This window comes from Bythopirellula goksoeyrii, from assembly GCF_008065115.1.
Taxonomy (GTDB): Bacteria; Planctomycetota; Planctomycetia; order Pirellulales; family Lacipirellulaceae; genus Bythopirellula; species Bythopirellula goksoeyrii.
In genome coordinates, this window is sequence record NZ_CP042913.1 from 594338 (window position 1) to 616875 (window position 22538).

General features: G+C 54.6%; 16 protein-coding genes. 10 read left to right on the plus strand and 6 right to left on the minus strand.

From position 1 onward, the window contains the following. Window positions 1-139: 139 nt before the first annotated feature. The gene (locus Pr1d_RS26590; RefSeq protein ID WP_390622080.1) at window positions 140-376 is read left to right on the plus strand and encodes a DUF5615 family PIN-like protein; all 237 of its coding nucleotides are present in this window, start codon (window positions 140-142) and stop codon (window positions 374-376) included. A gap of 80 nt (window positions 377-456) precedes the next feature. On the opposite strand, the gene Pr1d_RS02320 is transcribed toward Pr1d_RS26590, so the two are convergent. Next, entirely contained in the window at window positions 457-1185 is a 729-nt protein-coding gene (locus Pr1d_RS02320) for a type 1 glutamine amidotransferase (RefSeq protein WP_238476617.1), read from the minus strand. Between the two features lie 318 nt (window positions 1186-1503). Then, complete coding sequence (locus Pr1d_RS02325; RefSeq protein ID WP_148072014.1) at window positions 1504-3165, minus strand: sigma-70 family RNA polymerase sigma factor; 1662 nt, start codon at window positions 3163-3165, stop codon at window positions 1504-1506. Window positions 3166-3730: 565 nt separating this feature from the next. Between Pr1d_RS02325 and Pr1d_RS02330 the strand changes: the two genes are divergently transcribed. The 5 genes from Pr1d_RS02330 (at window position 3731) to Pr1d_RS02350 (ending at window position 12010) form a co-directional block, all read left to right on the plus strand. Further along, a complete protein-coding gene (locus Pr1d_RS02330; RefSeq protein WP_148072015.1) occupies window positions 3731-5104 on the plus strand; it encodes a hypothetical protein in 1374 nt (457 codons plus the stop codon). A gap of 1039 nt (window positions 5105-6143) precedes the next feature. Beyond that, window positions 6144-7154, plus strand: a complete 1011-nt coding sequence (locus tag Pr1d_RS02335) for a DUF1214 domain-containing protein (protein WP_148072016.1) — start codon at window positions 6144-6146, stop codon at window positions 7152-7154. Window positions 7155-7201: 47 nt separating this feature from the next. Further along, window positions 7202-8728 (plus strand): hypothetical protein, encoded by a 1527-nt coding sequence (locus tag Pr1d_RS02340; protein WP_148072017.1) that lies wholly within the window; start codon window positions 7202-7204, stop codon window positions 8726-8728. Continuing rightward, a complete protein-coding gene (locus Pr1d_RS02345; RefSeq protein WP_148072018.1) occupies window positions 8725-9507 on the plus strand; it encodes a hypothetical protein in 783 nt (260 codons plus the stop codon). The genes Pr1d_RS02340 and Pr1d_RS02345 overlap by 4 nt, the downstream gene beginning before the upstream one ends. A 601-nt stretch (window positions 9508-10108) precedes the next feature. Continuing rightward, window positions 10109-12010 carry a S1C family serine protease gene (locus Pr1d_RS02350; RefSeq protein WP_148072019.1) on the plus strand — a complete coding sequence of 634 codons (1902 nt, stop codon included), beginning with the start codon at window positions 10109-10111 and terminating at the stop codon, window positions 12008-12010. 72 nt (window positions 12011-12082) lie between these two features. Here the strand turns inward: Pr1d_RS02350 and Pr1d_RS02355 are convergent, their stop codons facing one another. Both Pr1d_RS02355 and Pr1d_RS02360 read right to left on the minus strand, forming a co-directional pair. Then, window positions 12083-12952 carry a glycosyltransferase family 2 protein gene (locus Pr1d_RS02355; protein ID WP_238476618.1) on the minus strand — a complete coding sequence of 290 codons (870 nt, stop codon included), beginning with the start codon at window positions 12950-12952 and terminating at the stop codon, window positions 12083-12085. Window positions 12953-13127: 175 nt separating this feature from the next. After that, window positions 13128-14966 carry a hypothetical protein gene (locus Pr1d_RS02360; protein WP_148072020.1) on the minus strand — a complete coding sequence of 613 codons (1839 nt, stop codon included), beginning with the start codon at window positions 14964-14966 and terminating at the stop codon, window positions 13128-13130. Window positions 14967-15461: 495 nt separating this feature from the next. Between Pr1d_RS02360 and rimI the strand changes: the two genes are divergently transcribed. Further along, window positions 15462-16142, plus strand: a complete 681-nt coding sequence (gene rimI, locus Pr1d_RS02365) for a ribosomal protein S18-alanine N-acetyltransferase (protein ID WP_238476619.1) — start codon at window positions 15462-15464, stop codon at window positions 16140-16142. A 765-nt stretch (window positions 16143-16907) separates the two neighbouring features. Next, entirely contained in the window at window positions 16908-17996 is a 1089-nt protein-coding gene (locus Pr1d_RS02370; protein WP_210417863.1) for a PEP-CTERM sorting domain-containing protein, read from the plus strand. Here the strand turns inward: Pr1d_RS02370 and Pr1d_RS02375 are convergent. Then, a complete protein-coding gene (locus Pr1d_RS02375; RefSeq protein WP_148072022.1) occupies window positions 17985-19454 on the minus strand; it encodes a serine hydrolase domain-containing protein in 1470 nt (489 codons plus the stop codon). The two genes, Pr1d_RS02370 and Pr1d_RS02375, sit on opposite strands and share 12 nt — an antisense overlap. A 137-nt stretch (window positions 19455-19591) precedes the next feature. Here Pr1d_RS02375 and Pr1d_RS02380 point away from each other — a divergent pair, with 137 nt between their 5' ends. Together Pr1d_RS02380 and Pr1d_RS02385 are read left to right on the plus strand one after the other, a co-directional pair. Beyond that, the gene (locus Pr1d_RS02380; RefSeq protein WP_148072023.1) at window positions 19592-19840 is read left to right on the plus strand and encodes a hypothetical protein; all 249 of its coding nucleotides are present in this window, start codon (window positions 19592-19594) and stop codon (window positions 19838-19840) included. Window positions 19841-19995: 155 nt separating this feature from the next. Then, window positions 19996-21084 (plus strand): hypothetical protein, encoded by a 1089-nt coding sequence (locus Pr1d_RS02385; protein WP_148072024.1) that lies wholly within the window; start codon window positions 19996-19998, stop codon window positions 21082-21084. 27 nt (window positions 21085-21111) lie between these two features. Here Pr1d_RS02385 and Pr1d_RS02390 read toward each other — a convergent pair whose 3' ends face one another. Next, window positions 21112-22491, minus strand: coding sequence for a Gfo/Idh/MocA family protein (locus Pr1d_RS02390; protein ID WP_148072025.1), 1380 nt, complete (start codon window positions 22489-22491; stop codon window positions 21112-21114). Window positions 22492-22538: the final 47 nt, after the last annotated feature.

Consider the following 22538-nt stretch of genomic DNA (forward strand, 5'->3'; position numbering starts at 1 on the left):
CCATGCTTCCGTTTTCAGTACTTCCTGTTAAACTCGCCATCGTGGCAGTCTCCTTCGCTTGGGGGAATGAATCGTAACAATCCAATTCCTACCAAGCAGGGGCTGCCCAAACAATCTGCGCAATAATTAGGACGTTATCATTGTAGTTACGCATGACAAGGATTTCGGCGAACTTGCTTTTCGCTATGGCTTAACCTCGGATTGTGGAGTAGTCCTCATTCGCCTAGCAGGGAACAATCCGCAATCTGATAGCAACCATACGTTTGAGGTTCTCCAGAGTCGCGACGATTGGTCCGGGAATTTCAGCGTTATCGAGTATGGTAGAGTGCGAATGAGAAAGTTAACGACAGCCAGCCAAAGCAAGAAACCAAAGTGACTGTCTGGGCGACAACGTTGAACCCCTGCGAGTTCATCCAGAAGCATGCGTTGGATGTGAAGAATTTGGATGTGTAGTTGTCACCCGATAAGCTCAACGAATCGCTTTAATAGAGTATTTGCTTCTGGCGTTTCTCGACAGGTCGCGGCGAATTCGCCATACGGTATGCCGACAATTTGTTCGACGTATCGGGGATAGGCCTCCACGCGTTGCAAGAAGCCTGCGCGATCGAGTTCTGGATGGAACTGCGTGCAATAGATGGGCAAATCTGCGAGGCGAAACGCCTGATTGCGAACTTCCGGAGTCGAAGCCAGCAGGACTGCACCGGGTGGCAGTGCAACGACGTGGTCCTCGTGTCCCGCATGGCCCAGAAAACTGTGCGGCAACTGTCCAAACAGGGGATCGGTTTGGCCCGCGACCGTCAATCCTAACTCGACGTTGCCCAGTTCCGCGTGGGCCGGATCGTGAATGCATTTTCCGCCGAGTGCCCGAGCGAAGGCTTGAAATCCCCAACACGAAGCAAAGGTAGGCTTCGCCAGATCGGCCAATTGCCGCAGTGAATCGAGAATCCGCTCGAGCCAGGGCCCCTCATCCGTGACGGAGTAGTCCCCGCTGCCGCCCAGCAGAACAATGTCTGCTCGATCAAGGTCGGCTTTGGTGGGATTTGCGCGAAGCAGGTCAACGCGTTCGATGCTCTGCCTTGAGCAGGTGAGGGCTCGGGCAAAACAGTCGACCTCTTGCTCGCGCATATGATCGTCTTGATTTCGGACTTGCAACAACAAGAAATTGGGCAGTTGGTTCCGTGCCATGCAATCGAACTCGCTTCGCGGGGGCAAACCATCGCGGTCATTAGCACCATTTATGATAGTTTCTCGCGGAGACGCAGAGGCGCAGAGATTTCGGGTTTGCTACTCTGCTGTCTCAGTGCCTCTGCGAGAGACAATTCCCTATTAAGCAAGACATAGGACAAGATTGCAAGCCACTTCATGATTTGTTGCGAGGGCTACTACCTGGCTTATCAAGAATTCTTCTGCAGGGCTGCCACTTGGAGTCGCTTGATCAACAAAAAAAGCCCCGACCATAGGGGGATGGTCGGGGCTGGGTCGGAAATCTAGCTTGGGAGGTGATTAGATTTCCAACGCGATCTTTTCTTCTTGGGCTGCGAGTCGCAGCTTGTTGAGCGCCCGGGCTTCGATCTGACGGATGCGTTCCTTGGTGACGCCCAGTTCCTCGCCGACCTGCTTCAAGGTCTGAGGTTCCTTGGAGTGGTCCAGGCCGAATCGGCCGACGATGATCTGACGTTCCCGTTCGTCAAGACGGCCGAGTACCCGTTGGATCTTCGAGACACGATCTTGCTGCAAGGTCTCCTCGACCATGGGGTTCGCGCGCTTTTCCTGAGTTGCGTCAAACAGTTCGTCGTAGCTCGTGCGGAACCGATCGCGCTGGCGATACTCGCCGGGGATCGTGCGGGCGAAGTTCTTCATGATTGCCCAGCTGGCATACGTGCTGAACTTGTTGCCGCGGGCAAAGTCGAACTTCTCCACCGCTCGCAGCAAGGACAAATTGCCATCGCTCACCAGCTCAAAGAAATTCTGATCAGGCTTCACGTGCCGTTTGGCGATTGAGACTACCAACCGCAAGTTGCAGCGGGCGATCTGATTTTTCAAGTCGACGATCTGCTCATGCAGCGACTCGATTTCGTCCATGAGCGTCGATTTGGGATGCTCGTAATCGAGCGTGTCGCGGAGCTTGTTCGCCTTGTATTTCAGGTAGTTGTACTTGCGGAACAAGTGCTGTTCTTGCTCGCGGGTCAACAACTGCATCTCATAGAGACTCGCCAGGTAGGGAGGCAAGCCCGAGGGACGCCGTGCTTTGCGCGTGGCGGTTTCTGCTTCGGGCATCGGTCCCAAGCAGGCATTGTCGGCACCCTTGCGCGAGAATCGTGGGTTGTCGATGTAGTCTAACGGCAACTCTTTGATGTGTTCGGCTCGCATGTCGTTGATCACACGATAAACGGTGGTCTTGGTACGATTGTAATCGCGGCAAAGCTTGTCCACGGACACACCACGACGGTAGGCGCGGAAGATGTTCTTCTTCTGCACGTCGGTGAGTGGACCGCTGCCGGCGGGGAAGATCGCATCGTCGGGATTTTCCGTGTCGAAAGTCCGCAGGGCTGCGCGGATCGTTTCCACGCTGCGTCCGGTACGCTCGGCCAATAGTCGAGAGATTTCGCCCTGGCCTTGACCGGCTTGGGCCATCTCACGGGCTCGTTGAATGAACTCTTCGCGCTGGTTGTCGGAGAGCTGGCTGAAGCGCGAACCGCGCTCCACACGCTCGGCGTTGTTCTTGACGAACCGGTCGACGCTGCTGCGCAGGAATCCGACTCGCTTGCGACCATCGAACACCAGGCGACGGCTTACCAGACCCAGAGCCCGCCAACGCGAGATGGTTTTGGTCGAGACGTTGAATTGCTTCGCGAGTTCTTCGACCGTGAAAACTTGCTCGCCGACGGCTTCAGCTGCCAACTCGACCATGTCGGACATATCTTCCACCAACAGGCGGAGATCGTTGAGCAGGTCGGTGCCGGAAATCTTGCGATTGCCCGCTTCGGGGAGTGGTCGCCCGTCGATTTGCGACAAGACCTCCGCCGCAGGGTAGGTCGCCTCGGCGTCGATGCTGGCAATGAGCCTTTCGGCAGTTTCAATGTGCGTAAGCATATCGGTGCGCGACGCCTGTTGTTGGGCATCGCGATACCATCGTATTGCGGGGCTTTTATAATCAGTATGCATGGTCCACCTCTTCCCAATCTTCTCTGTTTCCAAGCGCGGTCTGCGTGCGTGATGCACTTTGATGTGGTGTTCCGTGCGAATCTTTCGCCCACAACGTCTTATTCATTCAGGCTGAATCGCAGCCTCTCTTTCCTTGCTCTCTCTGTCAGTTCGCCAGATGGCTAGCATTCTTGACCCGTTCGGGCAGTCTGCTAGCCCCTTTCTGGCCTACAGTTTGTACGCATATTAGTCGTTTTGGGTCGATAGAAAGTTCGTGGACATTCGAGTATTTTCCACATTGTTGCGGCACTCATGACCATCTAAGTATCTGGTAGCAAACAAGTTATGAAATATTTGGAAAATCTACAATTGCAGCTTTTGGGGCTTCTTTTCGGGCTTTTGGCGGATCTCCAGCAAAGTCCTCTGTGACCTGGGTGGCAGAGAACTGTCCAAAGAACAAGGTGCCAAAGCCCCCAGACCGCCAAAATGTTCTGTTCCCGGCGCGGAAACACCGATACACTCCGCCGCATCTGACTGCTCTATTCCAACCGTATTTGTTGTCTTCGCTTAACGAGGTTCACCGTCTATGCGCGCCGCTCTTACCCTGTTGCTGTTCGCCGTTCAGGCCACTTCCCTGTTGGCCGAGGAGGGGGCGACCTATTTGCTCAAATCTGAGATCTCGCCGGGTACTACGACGGAGGTGACCGTCAAACTCGAGGTGGGGGGCGAAATGCTTGTCGTCGGCGAGGAAGAGGAAAAACAGCTTCCGCTGAAAGTGTTAGGTAACTTTTCCTACCGCGAGAAAATCATTGCCTGGGACGCAGATTCGCAGCAGCCTGCTCGGTCGGTGCGGCAATACGATCAAGCGGAGGCCCACATCGAAGTCGCCGAACAAGCAAGCGACCGCAAGTTGCCTGCCGATAATGCGTTGCTGCTCGCTGAAATCCGCGACGGTGAGAATACTTTGGCCGCCACAGGTCAGATGCTTACCCGCGAGCAGTTCGATCTGGTGAATATCGTCGCCAACTCACTTGCCATCGACCAATTGCTGCCCGGCAAGGAAATGGCCGAAGGAGAAAGTTGGGATCACGACAAGGCGACGTTGCAGTCGCTGTTGGCAATGGATCACGTGGCGGTTTGCGATGTCTCGAGTGTGGTGACCAAACTGAACAAGCGCGAAGTCCAGCTTCGCCTGGCCGGCACCGTGGATGGTACGGTCGATGGTGCGCCAACCGAGTTGCAATTGCGTGGAGCGTATCTGTTCCACTTGGACGAGAAGCGGATCACGGCCTTCAACCTGGCGATCAAGGAATCGCGGAAGAGTACTGAGATCGTCCCCGGGCTCGACGTGGTGGCCAAGGCGTTTGTCACGTTGAAGCCGCGCGCCAAGTCGTTCAGCATGCCCGACGAGGTCGCCGCAGTTGCGGGGAAGATTCGTCAGCCCTTGGAGCGAAAGTTAGTATATCAATCGACCTCGGGGAGTTTCAGTTTTGAATACGACCCTGCCTGGTACATCACGGCCGAGCAGCGAGACATGTTTTCGTTTCGCTATCTGCACGATCACCAGTTGGCCGCGCATTGCAATCTGACCGTATTGCCACCGCGGAGCGAAGGACGGCAGACAGCGCTCGACGAGTTCGAACGGGACGTCCGCGACGCACTCAAGGACAAACTAGAAACCGTGTCGGCCTCGACCGAATGGGAAACCCCGCTCGGGTATCACTGCCTCGGCGTGATCGCCAACGGGACGGTCAACGAGGTGCCGATCCAATGGCGCCACTACCTGGTCGCCGAAGACGATTGCCCGCGGTTGTCGCTCTCGGTGACGCTGGAAAGTTCCCAAGGCAAAAAGTTCGCCGATGCCGAGCGCCAGATGATCGACTCGCTGAAGCTCGTGCCGGTGGAGAAAAGCGCAACGACCGAGACGGCGGAGAAGGGGTTGGAAGGCGCTAGGCGCTAGCAATTAGACCGGATCCATAGCCACGACGCAGCTTCGTGCATGGTAGGAACGTTTTCGATTGTCAAAGAGCTGGGGATAGAGGTTGGTGGACTGTGGTTGGTGGTGAGTGGAAAGCTCACGAATCTTTTTTGATCCTGCGCACCGCAGGTGGGGTTTTGTCGGCGTACATTTTGTCGCAAACTTTTTCTACAAAACAAAACCCCCTCTCAATCGGTCGGTCCGTTGGGCTTCAACTCGTTGGCGGATCACGACTTGCGCGAATCACGTTGCCTCGGGAGCGGCGAGGTTTTGTAAACAGAACCCCACCAAACTGGCCGCTCCTTGCTCGTCCAAACCGCCAAACTCCTCCAGCGCGCGGACCTAGCGCGAGCAATCCCGCAATGCTTTGCGGGCGCTGGTAAGTTTCCATCACTTATCGCAAGCCCCATTATCTAGATGTCGCGAGGGATTTCCACAACTATTTTTGGGCCATCTCAAAAACAGCCGCGCAGCGATCATTGGCCAGCCGCGAACGTGAGTGACCGGAAGGGGCTTGGGATCTAATGTAGCGCGACTCTCCGAGTCGCATCTGGTACTTAGTGCCTATCCCAAAACGTAGAATGGGACCCCGTCCCGTTTGGACGAATGCTCTAAATCTCGGGTCCGAGCCCCAAGCTACTTTTGAGCAAAGTCGGTTCTGGGATTGGATAGGTTCTTAGTTACGACTCGGAGAGTCGTGCTACAATGGGATGGGGTTTTCGAGTTTTTTCGTTTCGCCGGCGTAGCAGCGGACAAGTGAAGCGATACAGCGGGAGAGCATCACCTATGACGGCCACACCACGATGCAGCTTAGGACGATGATTTTGCAGGAGTTCGGAGGTTGATTCGTGATTTCGGTGTTTACGGCAAAACGCAGATTCGAGTTGCCATGGATGGCATCTATCGTCAGATTGAAAATCTCCCCAACAATAGACAGTTGACTTCGACAAGTTATAAACCGGGCTTATCCAGAAGTTGGCTGCTTCTAGGCTTTTTTGTTTAATTCACGTAAGGGTGTGTCATGGCTTTAGCACGATTGACATCTGTTTTCTTTCTCTGCCTTGCATCATCTGTATCGTTTGCTGGCGATCCGGTTAACGTACTCAACTACGCCCGAGCGGAGACAGACCGGCAATTCAAGAGCTACGCCGATAAAGCCGGTGGCGTCGGAAAGCTGTTGCACATGCGGGAACCCTATTCCGTCCAAGATCAGGTCACCATCCGAGGTAATCGCGACACACTTTACTCGTTTGGCGTATACGACTTGGTCTCGCCAGTAACTGTCACCATGCCCGACTCCGAGGACCGCTTTCAATCGTTGCTCGTAATCGACCAGGACGAGTACAACCCGGTACTAAAAAACGGCGCCGGTGACGTGATGCTGACTATCGACTCGGTCGGTACGCGTTATGCGATGGTGTTGGTCCGCACATTCGCCGACCCGAGCAGTGCGGAAGACATGAAGAAAGCACACACGCTGCAAGACGCGATTCAAGTAAAGCAAGCGTCGCCCGGCAAGTTGCAGGTTCCCGACTGGGATGAGAAGTCTCTGGTTGAGACGCGACAGCAACTCAACGCGATGGCCATGAAGTTGAATGGATTTTCCGATGCCTTTGGGCGTCGTGGCGAGGTGGACCCCATCGAGCACTTGCTTGGCTCCGCAGCTGGTTGGGGAGGCAACCCACAGCGTGGAGCGATGTACTTCAGCTTTACGCCGGAGAAAAACGATGGCAAGGTTGCCTACACCCTAACGATGGCTAAGGATGTGCCGGTAGAAGCATTTTGGTCGGTTACTGTCTATAACAAGGACGGGTTCTTCACGCCGAATGACCTTAATGCGTACTCGTTTAACAGCGTCACGGCCAAACGCAACGATGATGGCACGGTGACCATTCATTTTGGCGGAGATCCATCGTCCGCTAACTATCTGCCGATCACTGCTGGGTGGAATTACGTTGTCCGCTGCTATCTTCCTGGCTGGCAGATCATCGAGGGAAACTGGACGCCTCCTGACCCGGAGCTGGTCAAATAATACCAGGACGCAAGGGTAGTTGGGCAAGCGTTGTTAAGGAAATCGAAATGAGCAAACATCAGGATAATTGGCAAAATAGCAGACTTAAACGCATTGGTGTGACCTCGATCTTGCTTGCTGCCGTCGTGGCATCGAGCGCTTCGGCGCAGACTCAGGGGGCCCCGGGGCATCCCTTGATTGTGCCGCCTTACCCAGTTCGGTTCGGCGACAGATCTCTGGAGAGCACTATTCGCACGGACGAGCGGTATGGCCACGACGGGTTGTTCCAGGGTCCCAGAGGCTGGGTCTATTGGAACTACTTAGAAAACCCTCAACCGATTCAGAATCCGAACCTGTGGCCCGACATGCGATCGACCTACTTTCTGGGACGATTCAGCATGCCAGCGGGAAGTTCCATGACGCTGCGCGGCGAATTTCCCTACGCGAGGTTTTTCCAGTTTGCGCTGTACAAGTGGGAGCACAACACGTTTGTTGCCATGGGAGAATCATTGCGGGGCCCGGATATCGTACCCGACTCGGGCTCGACCAATCCCTTTCGGGTAGGTGCCGATCGATTGAGGTCGGAGAGACGCTTTACCATTCATGTCATAGCAAAGGATCCGCCGCAAGACTCAGCAAGTCGCCCCGAAAATACGCTGTACGTTGGCACTGAGGGACGTGACATCCAGGCAGTGATCCGAATCTATCTGCCTGACCAGAATAAAGACGGTACCGGATGGGGGCCGCCGACCATTCCGTATGCTAAGAGGGGCCTGCCGAGCTACGATGCAGAACTCGCGGATGGAAGCAAGTTACCCGCCGAGGATGTGGTGTCGCAGTTTGCCAAGCCGTTTACGGAGGCAACGAAGCAGCCGATGACAACGGATCAGTGGGAAGAACTCGTGCATGCAAAGGACAACGACCCTAGTTTGACCCCAGCTACTGCACCCGCGCGAAACCCACCTCAGTGGGAGAAGTTTTGGACAATCGCATACTCGGTGGTCGGTGTGTTCAAGTCGCCGGAGGAACGAGCAAAAACTCCCTACGAAGGTGCGATGGAGGGAGGTGGAGAGGGGCCTTATCTCGTGACCTACCTTTCCCGCCACTATGGACCGGTGTATGTCATGCAGGGAAAAATGCCCACGTTCCCCAATACCTATGCGGGGAAGGACGGCCAAGGGGCTGCGACCATGCCAGCCGGGCAAACACAGTACTGGTCACTCGTTAGTTGTGAGGCGGTGCCCAGTGGCCAAGTCGTTGACGGGCTGACTGACTTTCAAGTTCCGCTGGACGAGGACCGCAACTACACGATTGTCGTCAGCCGGCCCGAAGATCGCCCCAGTAACGCAACGCACGAAAACGGTGTTGCCTGGGTGAAATGGAGCCCACGCGGCGAAGGGCTCCGCGATCCCCGCAACCGCTCTGATTTTGGTATGCTCATATTGCGAATCATGGGGAACAGTCCAACCTGGAAACAACGGCCCGACAACATCACCAAGCCGGGTACCGGAGCGGAAGTTATGGGGCCCTACTTCCCTAAGGGCCATTACACCACCAAAGGACAGTTCGAAACACACCGAGCAACCAAACCATGAAAGTGCCGAATTCTTTCATCGCTATCATTTTGCTTTCCTTTTCTGTCGCAGCGGGCGGCTGCAAACAGGAGTCGGCTAATGACTCCAAATCTTCTTCGGTTTCTGAAAGCAAGACGGCGAGTCCTACATCTGCTGAGGCCGATAAAGCCAAGGTCGAGATGACCACCGGGCAGGGAAAGCAGATGACGCTCACGTTGCAGACCCTGCCCGACTCGCGCGGCTATCAATACTGCGAGCTGGTGTTCAACTATGGCGAAGTAGGCAACGACATCTACAGCACGTCGCCGTTAGCCCCCGCCAACCTCGAATGGTGGGACAACCTCGACGTCGAAGCACTCGCGAAAGAATTCGGGGCCGAGTCGGTCTACAAGAACGGCCCGCAATGGTGGTCGATGGACGAAGTTGGTGTCATGGCATCTAAGCCAGTCGAGGTGGCGGGCATCGATATGGTGTTCGGTGCGCATCTTCCACCCGGCACGCTTAAGATCGCCCAATACAAGGTATTCAATCCTGCCAAATATCAGAACCTGACATGGGACGCCGGCAAACCAGTGTATGAAATCATTGACGCCGAAGGCCACGTTTACGTGCTGCAGGGACACAAGATTCCGACAGATGAGTTGGCTACGTTGGGTGAGAAATTTAAGCGGTTGCCAGAGGGTTGGAAGTATCGGGTGCGTGACTTGGAGAAAGACTTGGTTATGAATCTGACTCCTAAAGAGCCAATTCCCTCCGTTCAGGACGAATTTGACCAGATTTACATCCGAATTCCGGAGTAGGTTGCAGAAGGCAGAACCGCTAAATCGCAGAGGGTGTATCAACTTCGCAAACATTGAACGGTTCCTTCGCCGCAGAGGTCTTTTTCCACGCCCGCAGCTATGAACGATTCGCGCAGTCAAGCTGAGGATGCTTAGCGGCCTGTGAATGACTCGAACCGGCGGTGTTGCTGCGCTCAACCGCCGGCTAATGGCTGGGAGGTGATAAGGCGCTGGGCGCTAGTTGTTAGGCGCTAGTCAGAAAAGACGGGGATTGGTGTGGAAAGCACGCAGGAGGATCCTGGATTCGGTAGGTCAACCTAGCGACTGATTCCCGCCTGCGCGGGAATGACGGGATGGGCTTCCAGCGGCGATCTGTGGCCGCTTTGCTACGAAGCGCCTGCTGGGCAAGCCGATATGTGGCGCACGGGGAGTAGACACAAAGATCGGAGTGTGATTTGTGATCAGTGAGTCACTGGTTTTCTCTCATTCTGCTGAAATGCGACTGCGTACTCGCTGCGAGGCAAAAACGTCTGGAAAACTACTCCAGAAAGAATCGCAATTTCTGATTCGATTGATTAGACTTTAGGTTGGTAAATACCAAGGAGCTTTGGAGTAGTTTGCCATGCACTACCGATCGGTCACTTGTCCCTATTGCAATTCAAAATTGCGATATCGTAGTTCGCAGACTGAATCAAAGATCAACTGCCCAGGTTGCCATCGGAAATTCTACTCGAACCAGAGTTCACTTTCCGGGCGAAGTAAGTCGCAGTCGGATGCCGACAATTTTTACGATGTCTCTTTTCGGGGAGGCAAACTCTTTTCGCTGTTGATTCCATCCAAGCACGCGGACCGTTTGTATCTCGGAGGGATTGCTCTACTCTTGCTGTTGATTCTCGGTGGTGCGGTGCTGCTTGGTTCGATGCTTTCGCGTGGTAGCCCTTCTCTGGCAAATTCTCAGGCGAAACAGTTGACGCACACGGAAGTACCAACTGCCTCATCCAACCTTGATCCCAGAACGGCAGACGTTACTGATACAGCTAATCTCTTTTCATCCAAGATTTTGGGGAATCTCGTTCCGGTCAGTACGACCACTCCCTTCACCTATCGATTGGAAAAGGGGCGTCGCTTTGTTTACGATCTCGTCCTTCGTGCAAACAATGGACCTCGAAGTTACTCGATTGCGGGAGAACTCAGTTTCTCGATAAAGGCTGATGCGAAACCCCACGATGAAGAGGCCTTGGGTTCGGGCACTGCTTTTGTGATTTCGTCCAATGGTATCTTGGCAACTTGTGCGCACGTCGTGCAGGATGCAGAAGAAGTAAGTATTGTTATAGGTGAAGATACTTATAGCGCGGATGTTGTGGCTTTCGACCGCTTAAGAGACGTGGCATTGTTGCGAATCTCGGCCAACGGTCTTCCTGCTCTGCCGCTCGCTCAATCGGACGAGATTCAATTGGCGCAGCAAGTTCGTGTTATTGGTTATCCCCTTCCGGGCTTGCTGGGCACAGGTGTGAGAATCAATAGCGGTACTGTAACTGGTGGAGTGGAGGACTTGGGATCTGGCAAGCAGCGATTCCAAGTTGATGCCACCATCAACCCAGGAAATAGTGGTGGCCCTTTTGTAGATGACACTGGCGCAGTGATCGGGATCGCAATCGCTTTGTTTTCAGGCATTCGCGTGAACGAAGTTGGAATCGCAGTTCCTGTCGCTGAGGTGCGACATCTGTTGTCGGGACTCAATGTCTACTCAACTTCTGAAACTCAGAGGGGTGCCTTGTCCGGAACTGACCTCGCCCAGAAGGTGGTACGGTCTGTAGCCATGGTCAAAGTCAAGAGGAATGAGTCTGCCACCAATCGGTACCGTGTAATTTACAAGTGGGAACAGATCAAGGGACGAACGTCGAATCAGAATCGATTTATCAGCACACTTTCTCCTTCGCTCCTTCTGGAAGCCAAGCGATTCCCTGAAACCGTAGTAGGCTCATTTGATGTTAATCACATGGGAGAGATCTCTGACTACGAAGGAAACATTGTTTTGCCGCTCTGCTACGAACAACTGGGCAAATTGGTTTTTGAGGAGCTTAGCGGTGCGGTGGAACCTGCTTGGGTTGCAATGGACTTCGGACACATTGAAATAGCCCCTATTAGTCGGCCTTATGGATCAGAGAGTGAATACTCTCAGGGAAGTTCAACTCCGAAGAGCACCGATGTGGAAGAACGTTCCCAAGTGACTCGATTGCGTGGAGAAGATTGCGCTACGCTCGATAAAATAGATTACTCGATTGAAGAAGAAACGGAGTCGCTCGCAAAGATTTCAGCACTTCGGAAATTCAGCACCCTCGGAGAACAAAAGCCCCCTCGATTGATGCTTGAGGGTAAGCGCCAAATAGAATTCGACAAGGACTTAGGGCTCATACGTCATGCAAAATTCGAGGCCGTTGTTCAGGAGCACATGAGAGATGATCGGCAACTCCAGATTCCTTACTCTGTTGAACTCAAGTTGAAACAACTTAGCTTGCAGTGACGTTAGCCTGGCAAGATGTGTATAGATGTTCGTTGGTCTGAGACTCTTCGTCCGTGTTTTGGGCGTGCTCGATCACCAGCCGTAGCGGGCTATGCACCAGAGGGCGTTGAGGCCGTCGCGGAGGCCGATTTTTTTGCCGGAGTCGTAGCTGCGCGAATCGTAGCGGATGGGGACTTCGGTGATGCGCTCGCCGGCCTTGGAGAGCTTGGCGGTGAATTCGGGTTCGAAACCGAAGCGGTTTTGCTCGAGGGAAAACTCGTCGAGCAACTCGCGGCGGAAAACCTTGTAGCAGGTTTCCATGTCGGTCAGTTTTTGACCTGTGAGTCGATTTGAGAGAGCGGTGAGCAGCCAATTGCCAAAGCGGTGCAAACGCGAAGGATCTTGCTGGGCGCCCTCCAGGAAACGTGAGCCGTAGACTACGTTGGTGGTTCCCTGCTCTAGTGGTTCCAGGAGCTTGGCATAGTCGTTTGGGTCGTATTCCAAGTCGGCATCCTGGATGAGGATCACGTCGCCGCTGGCCGCGGCAAAGGCGGTTCGCAGCGCGGCACCTTTGCCGCGATTGTAGCCGTGCATCAGCACTTCGATGTCGGGTTCCTGGGCAAGCTGCAACAACATTCGCCGGGTACCGTCGAGGCTGTAGTCGTCGACGATGATGATCTCGGTGTGCATCTCGGCGGCTTGTACGCGTCGGACAATTTCGACAATCGTGTCGCGCTCGTTGTAGACGGGAATTACCACCGACACGGCGAGTGACGTTCTCTTACGCTTGTTGCTGGCAGGCAGCGTGGAGATCGCGTCGGCCGTGGCCAGCGTCGACTCGGCCTCGCTGAGCATCGTTTCCATCCGCTTCAGGTATTCGGTGTCGCTGGTGGGTACCTGTGGAGCAGCCTTGTCATGCTGCTTGGTGGAAAAGAGCGTGAGTGATTCGAGTGTGTTGGCCATGGTGATTCGTGTTGGTTTAGGTGTCGGTGAATCAATTAAGAAATAGGACGCTGATGAACGCGGATTAGGCTGATATTCGCAGATCTGGGAATATGTTCTCTTCTGATCCGTGTGGATCCGCTTAATCCGCGTTTCTCCGCGGCCTATTTCTTTTTGGGATGAATGATTGCAGTACTTAAAGTTGTGCGTCGTTTGCCGGGGTTTGCGGTCGCTCACTGGCAAGTTGGTTGCCAGTGATGTGGATGGGTAGGGCTGGCCAAGGGACCGCACCATCGCGGGGGCCGGGGTCTTGGACTCTTAGTTCCTGCGGCAGGTAGTCGTGGCTGGTGGGGTCGTTGAATCGATCGCTGCTGCCCCACAATTCCGCCACGCGGTCGCGATAGAGCAGCACCCACTGGGGATTTGTTTTCTCGCTTTCGGCTTGCATGATGTTGCGGGGATTGTCGTAGAGGCGGTCGATCAGCACCAAATCGGGGTCGCCATGCTTCAGTACCCGCGTGCCGTCGATCGGACCCGAGTCGGGTCCTCGCCATCGCTTGCCATCGGCTTCGCCGAGTAAGAAATCAAAATGCATATCGACCACCTCGGTCGGATAGCAAGTGTCGTAGCGACCATCGAAGGCCAGTGTTACGTCGGGAGCGAGCGCCGCAATTGCGTACTGGGCCCAGTTGAATGAGGCGACCAGGCGGCCATCGAGTTGTCGGTCGGCCATGAATTGCAGCGCATCGACCGGGTAGCGGCCCCGATCGACGGGGAAACTCTTGAGCCGCTCGTCAATCGCGAAACTCTGCAACGCGATTACTGCCAGGAGGGCAACGACTGCACCTCGCCGCATCCGAGGGCTCAGCGCCACCAAACCGCCCTTGGCGGCACCACTTGGCAACAAATGGCCCAATGCGGATTGCAAATGGGGAGCGATCCAGTAGCCACACAGCAGCGCGACAAATGCAACATGCCGCAGGTGCATTGCCGACTGCCAGACGACCAACAGCAGAATAGCGATTTCGACCCAATCGCGGCGCCGAGTACTTGCCAGGAGACTCACTCCAGCGATAGTGATCATCGTTAGCCAGGGCCAGAAGACGGGATCTCCAGGATGAGGCGCAAGCCATTCGGTAATTTCGGGGCGCGGCTGACTAAGCGATGTGGCCAACCAGCGGTGCATTTCCAGGCCGTAGGGATTGACGAAAGTCGCAGCGAGGCAGGCGACTCCTACTAATGCCAAGAGAGCCACCTTCGACCGGTTGATATTGCTAAGGGCGAGACGTGATGCCTCAGCCGGGGGCACACTTGCTTCCAGCATTCCCGGACCGCGTGGCGGTCCGGCTGAGGGATGCGATAGCAAGAGTTCGAGAATTCGCCCGCCCAAGTAGGCGCCAATAATTGCAAGTCCCGCGAGGAAGCCACCGTGGGAATTCACCCAGAGGGCCACCACCACAGGCAACAACCACAACAGTCCCCAGCGAACTTCGCGTCGCTGTTGCCAGTGGCAAAATGCGCGGTCCAGGAGTACGAGCGTGACTGCGCAGTACACAAAGCTAAGCAACTGCGGGCGGAGCAGGAAGAATGGCTGCAAGTTGGTCGTTACGACCAGCATCCACACCCACGCAATGTAGGGATTCGTGCCTCGGAGCGTGGCGATCCAAACCATCGATAGCACTACGGCCATCCCGATCAGGCACTTTGCAACCAACATGCCAGGTCCGCCTACGTTTTCGTAACCGTATGCCAAAGCAAGCTCGGCGATGTTTTCGTGATTGATCCAGCGAAATCCTTCCGCGGTGAAGGTGTGCGTCGCGGTGCGCGGCAACTGGCCCTCGGCGAGCCAGTCCTGTCCATACTGCACATGGCCCCAAAGATCGGGATCCACCAAATTCAGCGTCAGTGGCCAGGCACATCCCAATGCCAAGGCCAAGATCGTTCCCCACTTGAACAGGCGAAACTCGCGTCGCGCAATTGCGTCGGATTTTGGCGGCGTGGCTGGCTCGGTGGAAGATTCGAAAGCTGAGGTCATGGCAAGGGATTGGCGATCTAGCTGTGGGTCAAAATAGGAGGCTATGGGAGGCTGCGGTGTTCTCTTGTTTGGGGCTCAGACTTCAGGCTGTCTTATTGGAGGGGGCCTATTGGAAATGAAGGCATGCTAGATCCTGGACTCCATCATTCCCTGCTCTGCTCGCCAAACTTTACCCCATCGTTGGAGTCCGAGACGCCACCCCAGAGACTCGCCGGCGGCTTCTGTGAGTTCTTTACTGGTCTAGCTGCTGCCACCGGATAAACCCTTACAACCGGTGGTGCTCTGGGTGAACTTTTCTGCACCAGGACGTCAATTTGGCCTACCCGCTAGCGAATATTTCGGGCTGGTCGGTTGCGGTCCGAGTTTCTCGCTTGGCAGATTTGGAGGCATTTGGTAATTTCCTTTTCCACTCGTCGAGAAGTTCTAATCCAAGAAGCACGATGCGGCGGTGGAATGATGCGGCAGGATGGTCGCAATCCTCAGAGTAGTGTTTGGATGCCTCAGAAGGGGAAGCCTTCTGAAGGTTGGCTGGGCAAACTCTGTGATTGGGTTGCTTGCTTGAAAGCCTTGGATACGGCCCCACAGGACGAGGCCAGCACACCACTCAATCAGCAAAATCTGATTTCCGATAGGCTGACACGGAAGGAAGCCGCGATGAGTCATAGTCAACAACAGCAGCTTCGTGTTCATATCCGCTGGATGATTCGGCGCGATATGCCCGAGGTACTTTCGATCGAACGCGAAAGCTTCGAGTTCCCCTGGTTTGAGGAAGACTTCATCCGTTGCCTGCGGCAACGCAATTGCATCGGCATGGTCGCTGAGCAAGGCGAACGGGTTGTCGGCTTCATGATCTATGAGCTGCACAAGACGCGGTTGCACATTCTCAACTTTGCGGTGGCCGACAGCATGCGAATGCGCGGTGTCGGTCGGCAAATGGCCGAGAAGCTCGAAGGCAAGCTCTCCAGCCAGCGTCGCACACGAATTACCCTCGAAGTCCGCGAAACCAACCTCGCGGCCCAGCTCTTCTTCAAGCAAGTCGGTTTTCGCGCGACCAATGTGTTGCGGTCCTACTACGAAGACTCCCCCGAAGATGCCTACGTGATGCAGTACCACTGCGCGGCAAACGAGTTTGTCGAACCAATGGTGAGCAATCGGATCGATCGCATGGCGGGGTAGGAAGAAGCGATTAGCGATTAGTTGTTAGCCATTAGCCAGATAGAATGCGCTATCGTCTGGAAGTTAGAGGTTAGACAATTGTTGGTTCGGTTGTTTCTTGTCGTCTTGCTGTGCTTGACCAGTTTAGGTTGCCAGACGAGTTCAAGTTTCGGCGAATTCTTCGTAGATTCTGTATTCGATTCACTCCTAAACTCTGATGAGACCCCTCATGAGCGGATGGCTCGAAGAGACCGAGAAGAGGATATAGAACGAACAGAAAAAAAGTGGAAGCAGTACTGGATTGCCAATCCAGAAGTGAATCCCAAAATGACCGAGGCATTCACGAATTAGTTGTTTGGTAAGATTGGCCTTCGTGAAGAGAATGGAACGGTTCTCAGTTTACACGGATATTCGACCCGCACCGTTTCACCTCTCCTCCGTTTTTACCTTTTCTGGAACGAATTGGAAAAATCGCTCCGCTTTGCCGAGCTCTACTTGGCGGGCGCATGGCGGCTACATTTCGTGTGCTCAGCCCACCGTTGGGCGCTGCCAGGGATTGCGGTATTCGCGATTGGGGAGTGAAATTCTGCAACGATTGTTGGGCCAATGGGAGAAAAGGCGCAAGGCGCTGGTCAGAGGAAAGCGGCTAGAGACTGGGTGGGGCAAAGGTATGCAGTAAAATGCCAGTTCTGGACGGAGGACACTGCTTGCTATAATGATTGGCACGGCAAGCTTGGAGCGGTTCCAGACTCATCCTGCAGGGAAATGTCGGCCCAAAGGACCATCATGCTAGGCATCCCTTATTGCAACGAAAGCCGACATCGGCCATGCCTAAGTGGACTTGCATTTTGCGCCTTGCTTACCTTCAGCGCGCAACCCGCAGCAGCTTGGTGGACTCACGGGCATTCGCATATTACTGCGGGGGCCATTGAACATCTTCCTCAACCACTTCGAGAGTTTTTTGATGAGCATGGTGACTATTTGAGCGCGCAGGCAGCGTCGGAGCCTCCTGGGTCTCACTGGATTGACATCGATAACTATCCTTCGTTTTTCGAGGGTAACTTTCCGCGCGATTATGACGACGTGGTTGCGATGTATGGTGAATCGCACGTTCAGTCTCAAGGGACCGCGCCTTGGACGTTCGCTGCATATATTGATACGCTTTCTGATCAGATGGCTGCTGCTGTAGATGGGAACGATTGGATAGAACTCTTGGATGTTGCGGCGGCACAAGCGCACTACATCGAAGATTTGCACAACCCGTTTCATCTTACGAGGAATTACAACGGACAGTATACCGGCAACGGTGGGATTCATGCTCGTTACGAAGGGGAAATGATTGTGCGACACCTCGATGAGTTGACTTTTTCTCCGACCAGCGCCGAGTATCTGACGTCAGTTCTCGATTTCGTCTTCGACGGAATCGACCTGTATTACCCCTTCGTCGCAGATGTGTTGGCCGCCGACGATCTCTATGCAGGGCTTCCGACCGAGGAGTACTACTCAGGCATGTGGAACGATACCGGCGCGATCACTCAAGTCTTGTTTCAAGAGGCTTCTGAAGCGGTTGCCAATTCCTGGTACACGGCCTGGATCAACGCGGGATCGCCGACGACCTTTCTGGACGACAACGCTGATTTCGATGGCGATTTGGACGTAGACGGCGCCGACTTTCTGGCATGGCAACGCGACCCGAGCGTCGGGGATCTGACCAATTGGCAAGGGAACTACGGTACAACGCCAACTACGATTGCCGGGGCAACGAGCGTTCCCGAGCCCTCGACTTTTCCCTTGCTTGGAACTGTGGGGATGTTGTTGGTAGCCAGTCGTCGATTCGGTGAGGCTGCGGTAATAGTTAAACGGTCACCCTCGTGAGCAGCTTGCGGATAGGCATAATGTTCCGACTAGGAGGAGCAGTGCTGTTGGCTCGGGCACGGATTGAGAGGCGATGGTTGCCATGGAACTGAGGCTAACCTGTCTTTGCCACGCAAGAAAATCTTGCCCGTCAGAATCGCCGTCGCCATCGGCGTCACCGAACGAGCGACCGTCAGCGTAAGCAAGTTGCCAGAAGGAGAGGTCTTCGTCATTGACCAAACCGTCGGTGTTGAAGTCCGCGCTCAGAAAACTATCCACATCGCGAATATCAGTAGATGGCCAGGCTGCAATCTGACCCGTATCGAAGATGCCATCGAAGATACTGCGTATTTGGCTGGCGTAGGAATTGCTCGAACTGCGTTTGTTAAAGAATACAACGTAATTGATTCCGTCGCCTCTTTGTCTCGCCAGCGTCTGCACACCGCTCAGGCTGCCTGTGTGATTCCACCTCCAGGTGCCTGGCGCAGGTCGAGGTCCACCAATGGCATCGCCGCTCACTTGATAGGTGTCCAAGTATTCCAAGATTGCTAGCGGATCGGCAACAACCCCGCCTTGCCCTATGCGAGCTTCGTGATCCCAACCGCCATAGGGGCTTGGGACAAAAGGTTGAGCACTGTGGTCGGGATAAAATACGTTTGACGAAATCGAGCCGGCAGAATCATAGTAGGGCTCGCGGCTATCTTGATCCTCAGAGAATGTGCGCCCAGCGACAATTTTCTCGGCGGTAACACCCAATGGGGCAAAAAGATCTTGTTGGAGCTGGTCAATGAGGGGTTTTCCGATAACGCTCTCCGCTATCAAGCCCAATAAGAGGTAGCCGATGTTGGAGTACCGATCGAGGGCACCTGGATTGAACTGCAGCGGTTTTCCCATGATCCACCGAGTCGTGGCGTCGCGACCGGGCGGGGTGGATAGACCCATGTCAGATGCGACTTGCTGTTCGAGGTAGGTCAAATCGAGGTATGTGCCCCCTGGTCCAGCGGTGTTCCGATCCCACCCACCTCGATGACGCAATAAATGATCCACAGTAATACTCTGCAAGCGAGGATCCGGCGTCCCGAATGGTACGTAGTTCAAGAGTCCCGTACCAGGAGTGCCAAGGCTGAAGACGCGATCGTTCAGATTCAGCATTCCATCTGCGATGAGATTGCGAACCAAAGCTGCCGTTAGTGGTTTCGTGACGCTCGCTAATCGAAAGACCGCGTCCGGGCCGAGAGGTGTCGCTTGCGCCGCATCCTGCCAGCCGAAAGCTCTACGATACACGGGAACCCCATCCTTCATTATTGCAGCGACACCTGCGCTGATACCATTGAGCTGCATGAAGTTCTGCATGGTCGCATCAAATACGTCCAGCTCGGATACCTTCAATCCAGACACCGGCAGAGGATCGGCTGAGGCATTCAGCGCAAAGAACAAGCTTAGACTGGTGGCTAGTAGCCACTGTGATCTTTGCGCCATAAAGGAACTCTTATCTTATTAGAATCAGCAACACAGGGTCGACCCCGCGCGTCTTGCAATCAGTCTGGTCACTCCCACTATTCGGATTCGTTATGTGCGATCGTGTTGCAAAAGTTATCGGATATCAGAACACCGGGATGTCTATCATTTTACTTTCGCTGCCTAAAACCGCAATCGTGGCCGCCTGTCCTAGCCAGGATCTGGCCAAGCCTACTCTTTGTATGTGGCGGAGATGGCAAGTCTATGGTACTTCTAGTCAGTTCTTGTCCGATTTCCGCCCTGTGGCGAGAGATCAGATGGAGCTTGGAGACGAGTTAGTGGAGTCGGTGGTTCTAGAAGGCGAGAAAGACCCCACATCAAGAGATTTCTTTGATTGGGTGGTCTAGGGAATTGAGCTTGTAGCGGGCTGTGTCTTACCCACCCTACGTGCACCAATATTCTTGGTTGACTTTTTTCTCTGCCGGGAGGACATTGCAAGCGACGACTATTAGTACAAGCCGGGAGATGACCAGCAGATCAGTTTTTGGCGTCAGGTGGAGTTGTGCAAACAATTGCTAAGGAGAATGAGCGGCGGGGGACCTGGTGGCAGCGGGTGCTGATCGGGGCGTTTAGTGTCTTGCTAACGTTGTTGATTTATTGGCTGCTTGGGTTTGTGCTTCGAGATATTGGGAGATTGCCGGGGCCCGACTGGAATGAGTTTGAGACGGCCCGCATCGATCCGGAGCTGCGCACTGCTGGGAAGGAAATCGAAACCTCGATCACCGAAGTTAAGAGGCAAATTGACAATGTTCAGCGGCGGCAGAAGCTCCTACGCGACAGCACGGCCAGTTCGCAGAAGACGTTGAATCAACTCCTTGAGCTCTTGCGAATCAGCATCGAGCGACAAGCGGATCTTCCGGAAGAACAACAACAGGCTCTCTCAGAGAGCCAGCAATTATTCCTGAAGAATCAAAAGCAAGATCAAGAATACAATGAATCGCTTTCTGCTTTACAAGAGCAGCTAGCCGACCTGCAGGAACAGCAGCGACTACATCGCCAGCGACTCGATACTGCCTTGAAGCCTGTGAGGGAAGAGTTTTCGCAACTTCAGCGGAAACATGATTGGCGACTGGCAGCGATCAAAATTGGCGTGTTGACCCCGCTGTTGATTTTGGGTGGGTTTCTGTTTGCTAAGTATCGCAACGGCAATTACGTGGCGATGATCTGCGCGCTGGACTTAGCCTTACTGGCAAAAGTATTTCTGGTGATGCACGAATACTTTCCGGCCGATTATTTCAAGTACGTACTCATCTTGTCTTCCTTAGTAGTGATTGGCTTTCTGCTCGCGAGATTGTTGAAGATGGTGGCGGAGCCCAGTCGAGATGCACGGCTCAAACAGTCGCGTGAAGCTTATGAATCATTCTTTTGCCCCGTGTGTCAGTTTCCAATACGCCGTGGCCCGCTCAAGTTCATGTCCTGGTCGACACGGAGTCTCCGCAAGCGGTCGCAACCGATCGCCAACGTGGCCGACGAGCCCTACACTTGTCCTGCTTGTGCTACCGCGCTCTTCGAGAAGTGTGACAGCTGTGGAGCAATCCGCTACGGACTCTTGCCGGCCTGCGAACATTGTGGTGCGTCGAAAGAGGTGTGAACAAAGGTTCCCGTTCGGCAGAGGGACCTATTTTGGGCGCTGCCAGGGATCACGATAATCGCGGCTCAACCGCTGGGTGGCTTCTTCGTCTTCGACGATGATTTTTCGCGTTGGGTCGTAAACTAGTGGGCGGCCCAGCTCCATCGCCACGTTTGCCAGGATACAACTTGCGGCGGAGATGTGACCATCTTCGATGTCTGCCACAGGGCGGGTGCGCTGGTCGATTGCAGTGAGAAAATCCTGCATGTGGCGGCGAGTAGCGGGAGCGGCGTTTAGTTCGATGTCTTTTTCAGCCAGATCCTCTGGATATTGTTCGCGTTCAAATACGCAATCAAAGTGGATTGGTTTGGCGGAGTCGCCTAGCGGAATAAAGTCCGCCTGCTTGGTGCTTGCCTTGAGGGTTCCCTTATCTCCATAGATGAACAGCGCCCACGGGTAGTCGGGATCGGTAGCTGCTCCCCAGGTGTTGTGCTCCCAGACGGCATTGAAATTGTCGAACTCGAAAATTGCTGTTTGGGTGTCGGAGATGTTTGATTTGCCGTCGGTCTGCACGTAGATGCCGCCGGTGGAAGTGATGCGATTGGGCCATTTTAATTCGAGCATCCAGCGGGCCGTGTCGAGCATATGGACACACATGTCACCGACGATGCCGTTGCCGTACTGCATAAAGGTCCGCCACCACCGCCGATGGGGCAGACCATCATAGGGTCGCAGCGGTGCCGGGCCAGTCCACATTTCATAGTCGAAGAAATCGGGCACCGGCTCGACCGGCGGATTGCCATTGGCTCGCATGTGGTAGTAGCAACACATCTCCACGTGACCAACATCACCCAAGAGTCCTGCATCGACTACCTCCTGTTTGGCACGAATCAAATGCGGGGTACTCTTGCGCTGGGTGCCGACTTGCACAATGCGGTTCTGCTTGCGGGCCGCTGCGAGAATGGCTTCCCCTTCGAGCACATCGACACTGATGGGTTTTTGCAAGTAGACGTCAGCACCCGCTTCGATTGCCGCAATGGCCTGCAACGCGTGCCAGTGATCGGGCGAGCCGATCAGCACGATGTCCAGCTCGTGCTCGCCGAGCATCTGGCGATAGTCTTTGTAGGTCTGTGGCTTGTTGTGCGATGGCTGACGCTCTTGCGCGATATTTACGGCGCTGGCGAGCATGTGTTGGTCAGGATCGCAAAGTGCGACGACTTCTACTGGAGCGACCTGGATCAACCGCCACAAATCGCTGGGGCCATACCAACCACAGCCGATGAGCCCGACTCGGCGGGTTTTGCCATGGTCGAACTTCAGGGCATCGGTGCCTAGTGCCGGCAGAGCCGTCAGCGCGGTGGTGGCTGCCGCTGCTTGTAGGAAGCGGCGGCGGCTGGGATGAAATAGTGATGTTGATGTGTTATTCAATTGAAGATTCCTCGAAGTGACCTGCCATATTGATTGCAATCTCCAGC

Bases quoted from the DNA above. Each gene is read 5' to 3' on its own strand.
- Pr1d_RS02320 (WP_238476617.1), bottom strand. From the start codon at position 1,185: ATGGCACGGAACCAACTGCCCAATTTCTTGTTGTTGCAAGTCCGAAAT.
- Pr1d_RS02350 (WP_148072019.1), top strand. From the start codon at position 10,109: ATGCACTACCGATCGGTCACTTGTCCCTATTGCAATTCAAAATTGCGA.
- Pr1d_RS02335 (WP_148072016.1), top strand. From the start codon at position 6,144: ATGGCTTTAGCACGATTGACATCTGTTTTCTTTCTCTGCCTTGCATCA.
- Pr1d_RS02375 (WP_148072022.1), bottom strand. From the start codon at position 19,454: ATGGCGCAAAGATCACAGTGGCTACTAGCCACCAGTCTAAGCTTGTTC.
- Pr1d_RS02325 (WP_148072014.1), bottom strand. From the start codon at position 3,165: ATGCATACTGATTATAAAAGCCCCGCAATACGATGGTATCGCGATGCC.
- rimI (WP_238476619.1), top strand. From the start codon at position 15,462: ATGCCTCAGAAGGGGAAGCCTTCTGAAGGTTGGCTGGGCAAACTCTGT.
- Pr1d_RS02370 (WP_210417863.1), top strand. From the start codon at position 16,908: ATGCTAGGCATCCCTTATTGCAACGAAAGCCGACATCGGCCATGCCTA.
- Pr1d_RS02360 (WP_148072020.1), bottom strand. From the start codon at position 14,966: ATGACCTCAGCTTTCGAATCTTCCACCGAGCCAGCCACGCCGCCAAAA.
- Pr1d_RS02380 (WP_148072023.1), top strand. From the start codon at position 19,592: ATGTCTATCATTTTACTTTCGCTGCCTAAAACCGCAATCGTGGCCGCC.
- Pr1d_RS02340 (WP_148072017.1), top strand. From the start codon at position 7,202: ATGAGCAAACATCAGGATAATTGGCAAAATAGCAGACTTAAACGCATT.
- Pr1d_RS02330 (WP_148072015.1), top strand. From the start codon at position 3,731: ATGCGCGCCGCTCTTACCCTGTTGCTGTTCGCCGTTCAGGCCACTTCC.
- Pr1d_RS02355 (WP_238476618.1), bottom strand. From the start codon at position 12,952: ATGGCCAACACACTCGAATCACTCACGCTCTTTTCCACCAAGCAGCAT.
- Pr1d_RS02345 (WP_148072018.1), top strand. From the start codon at position 8,725: ATGAAAGTGCCGAATTCTTTCATCGCTATCATTTTGCTTTCCTTTTCT.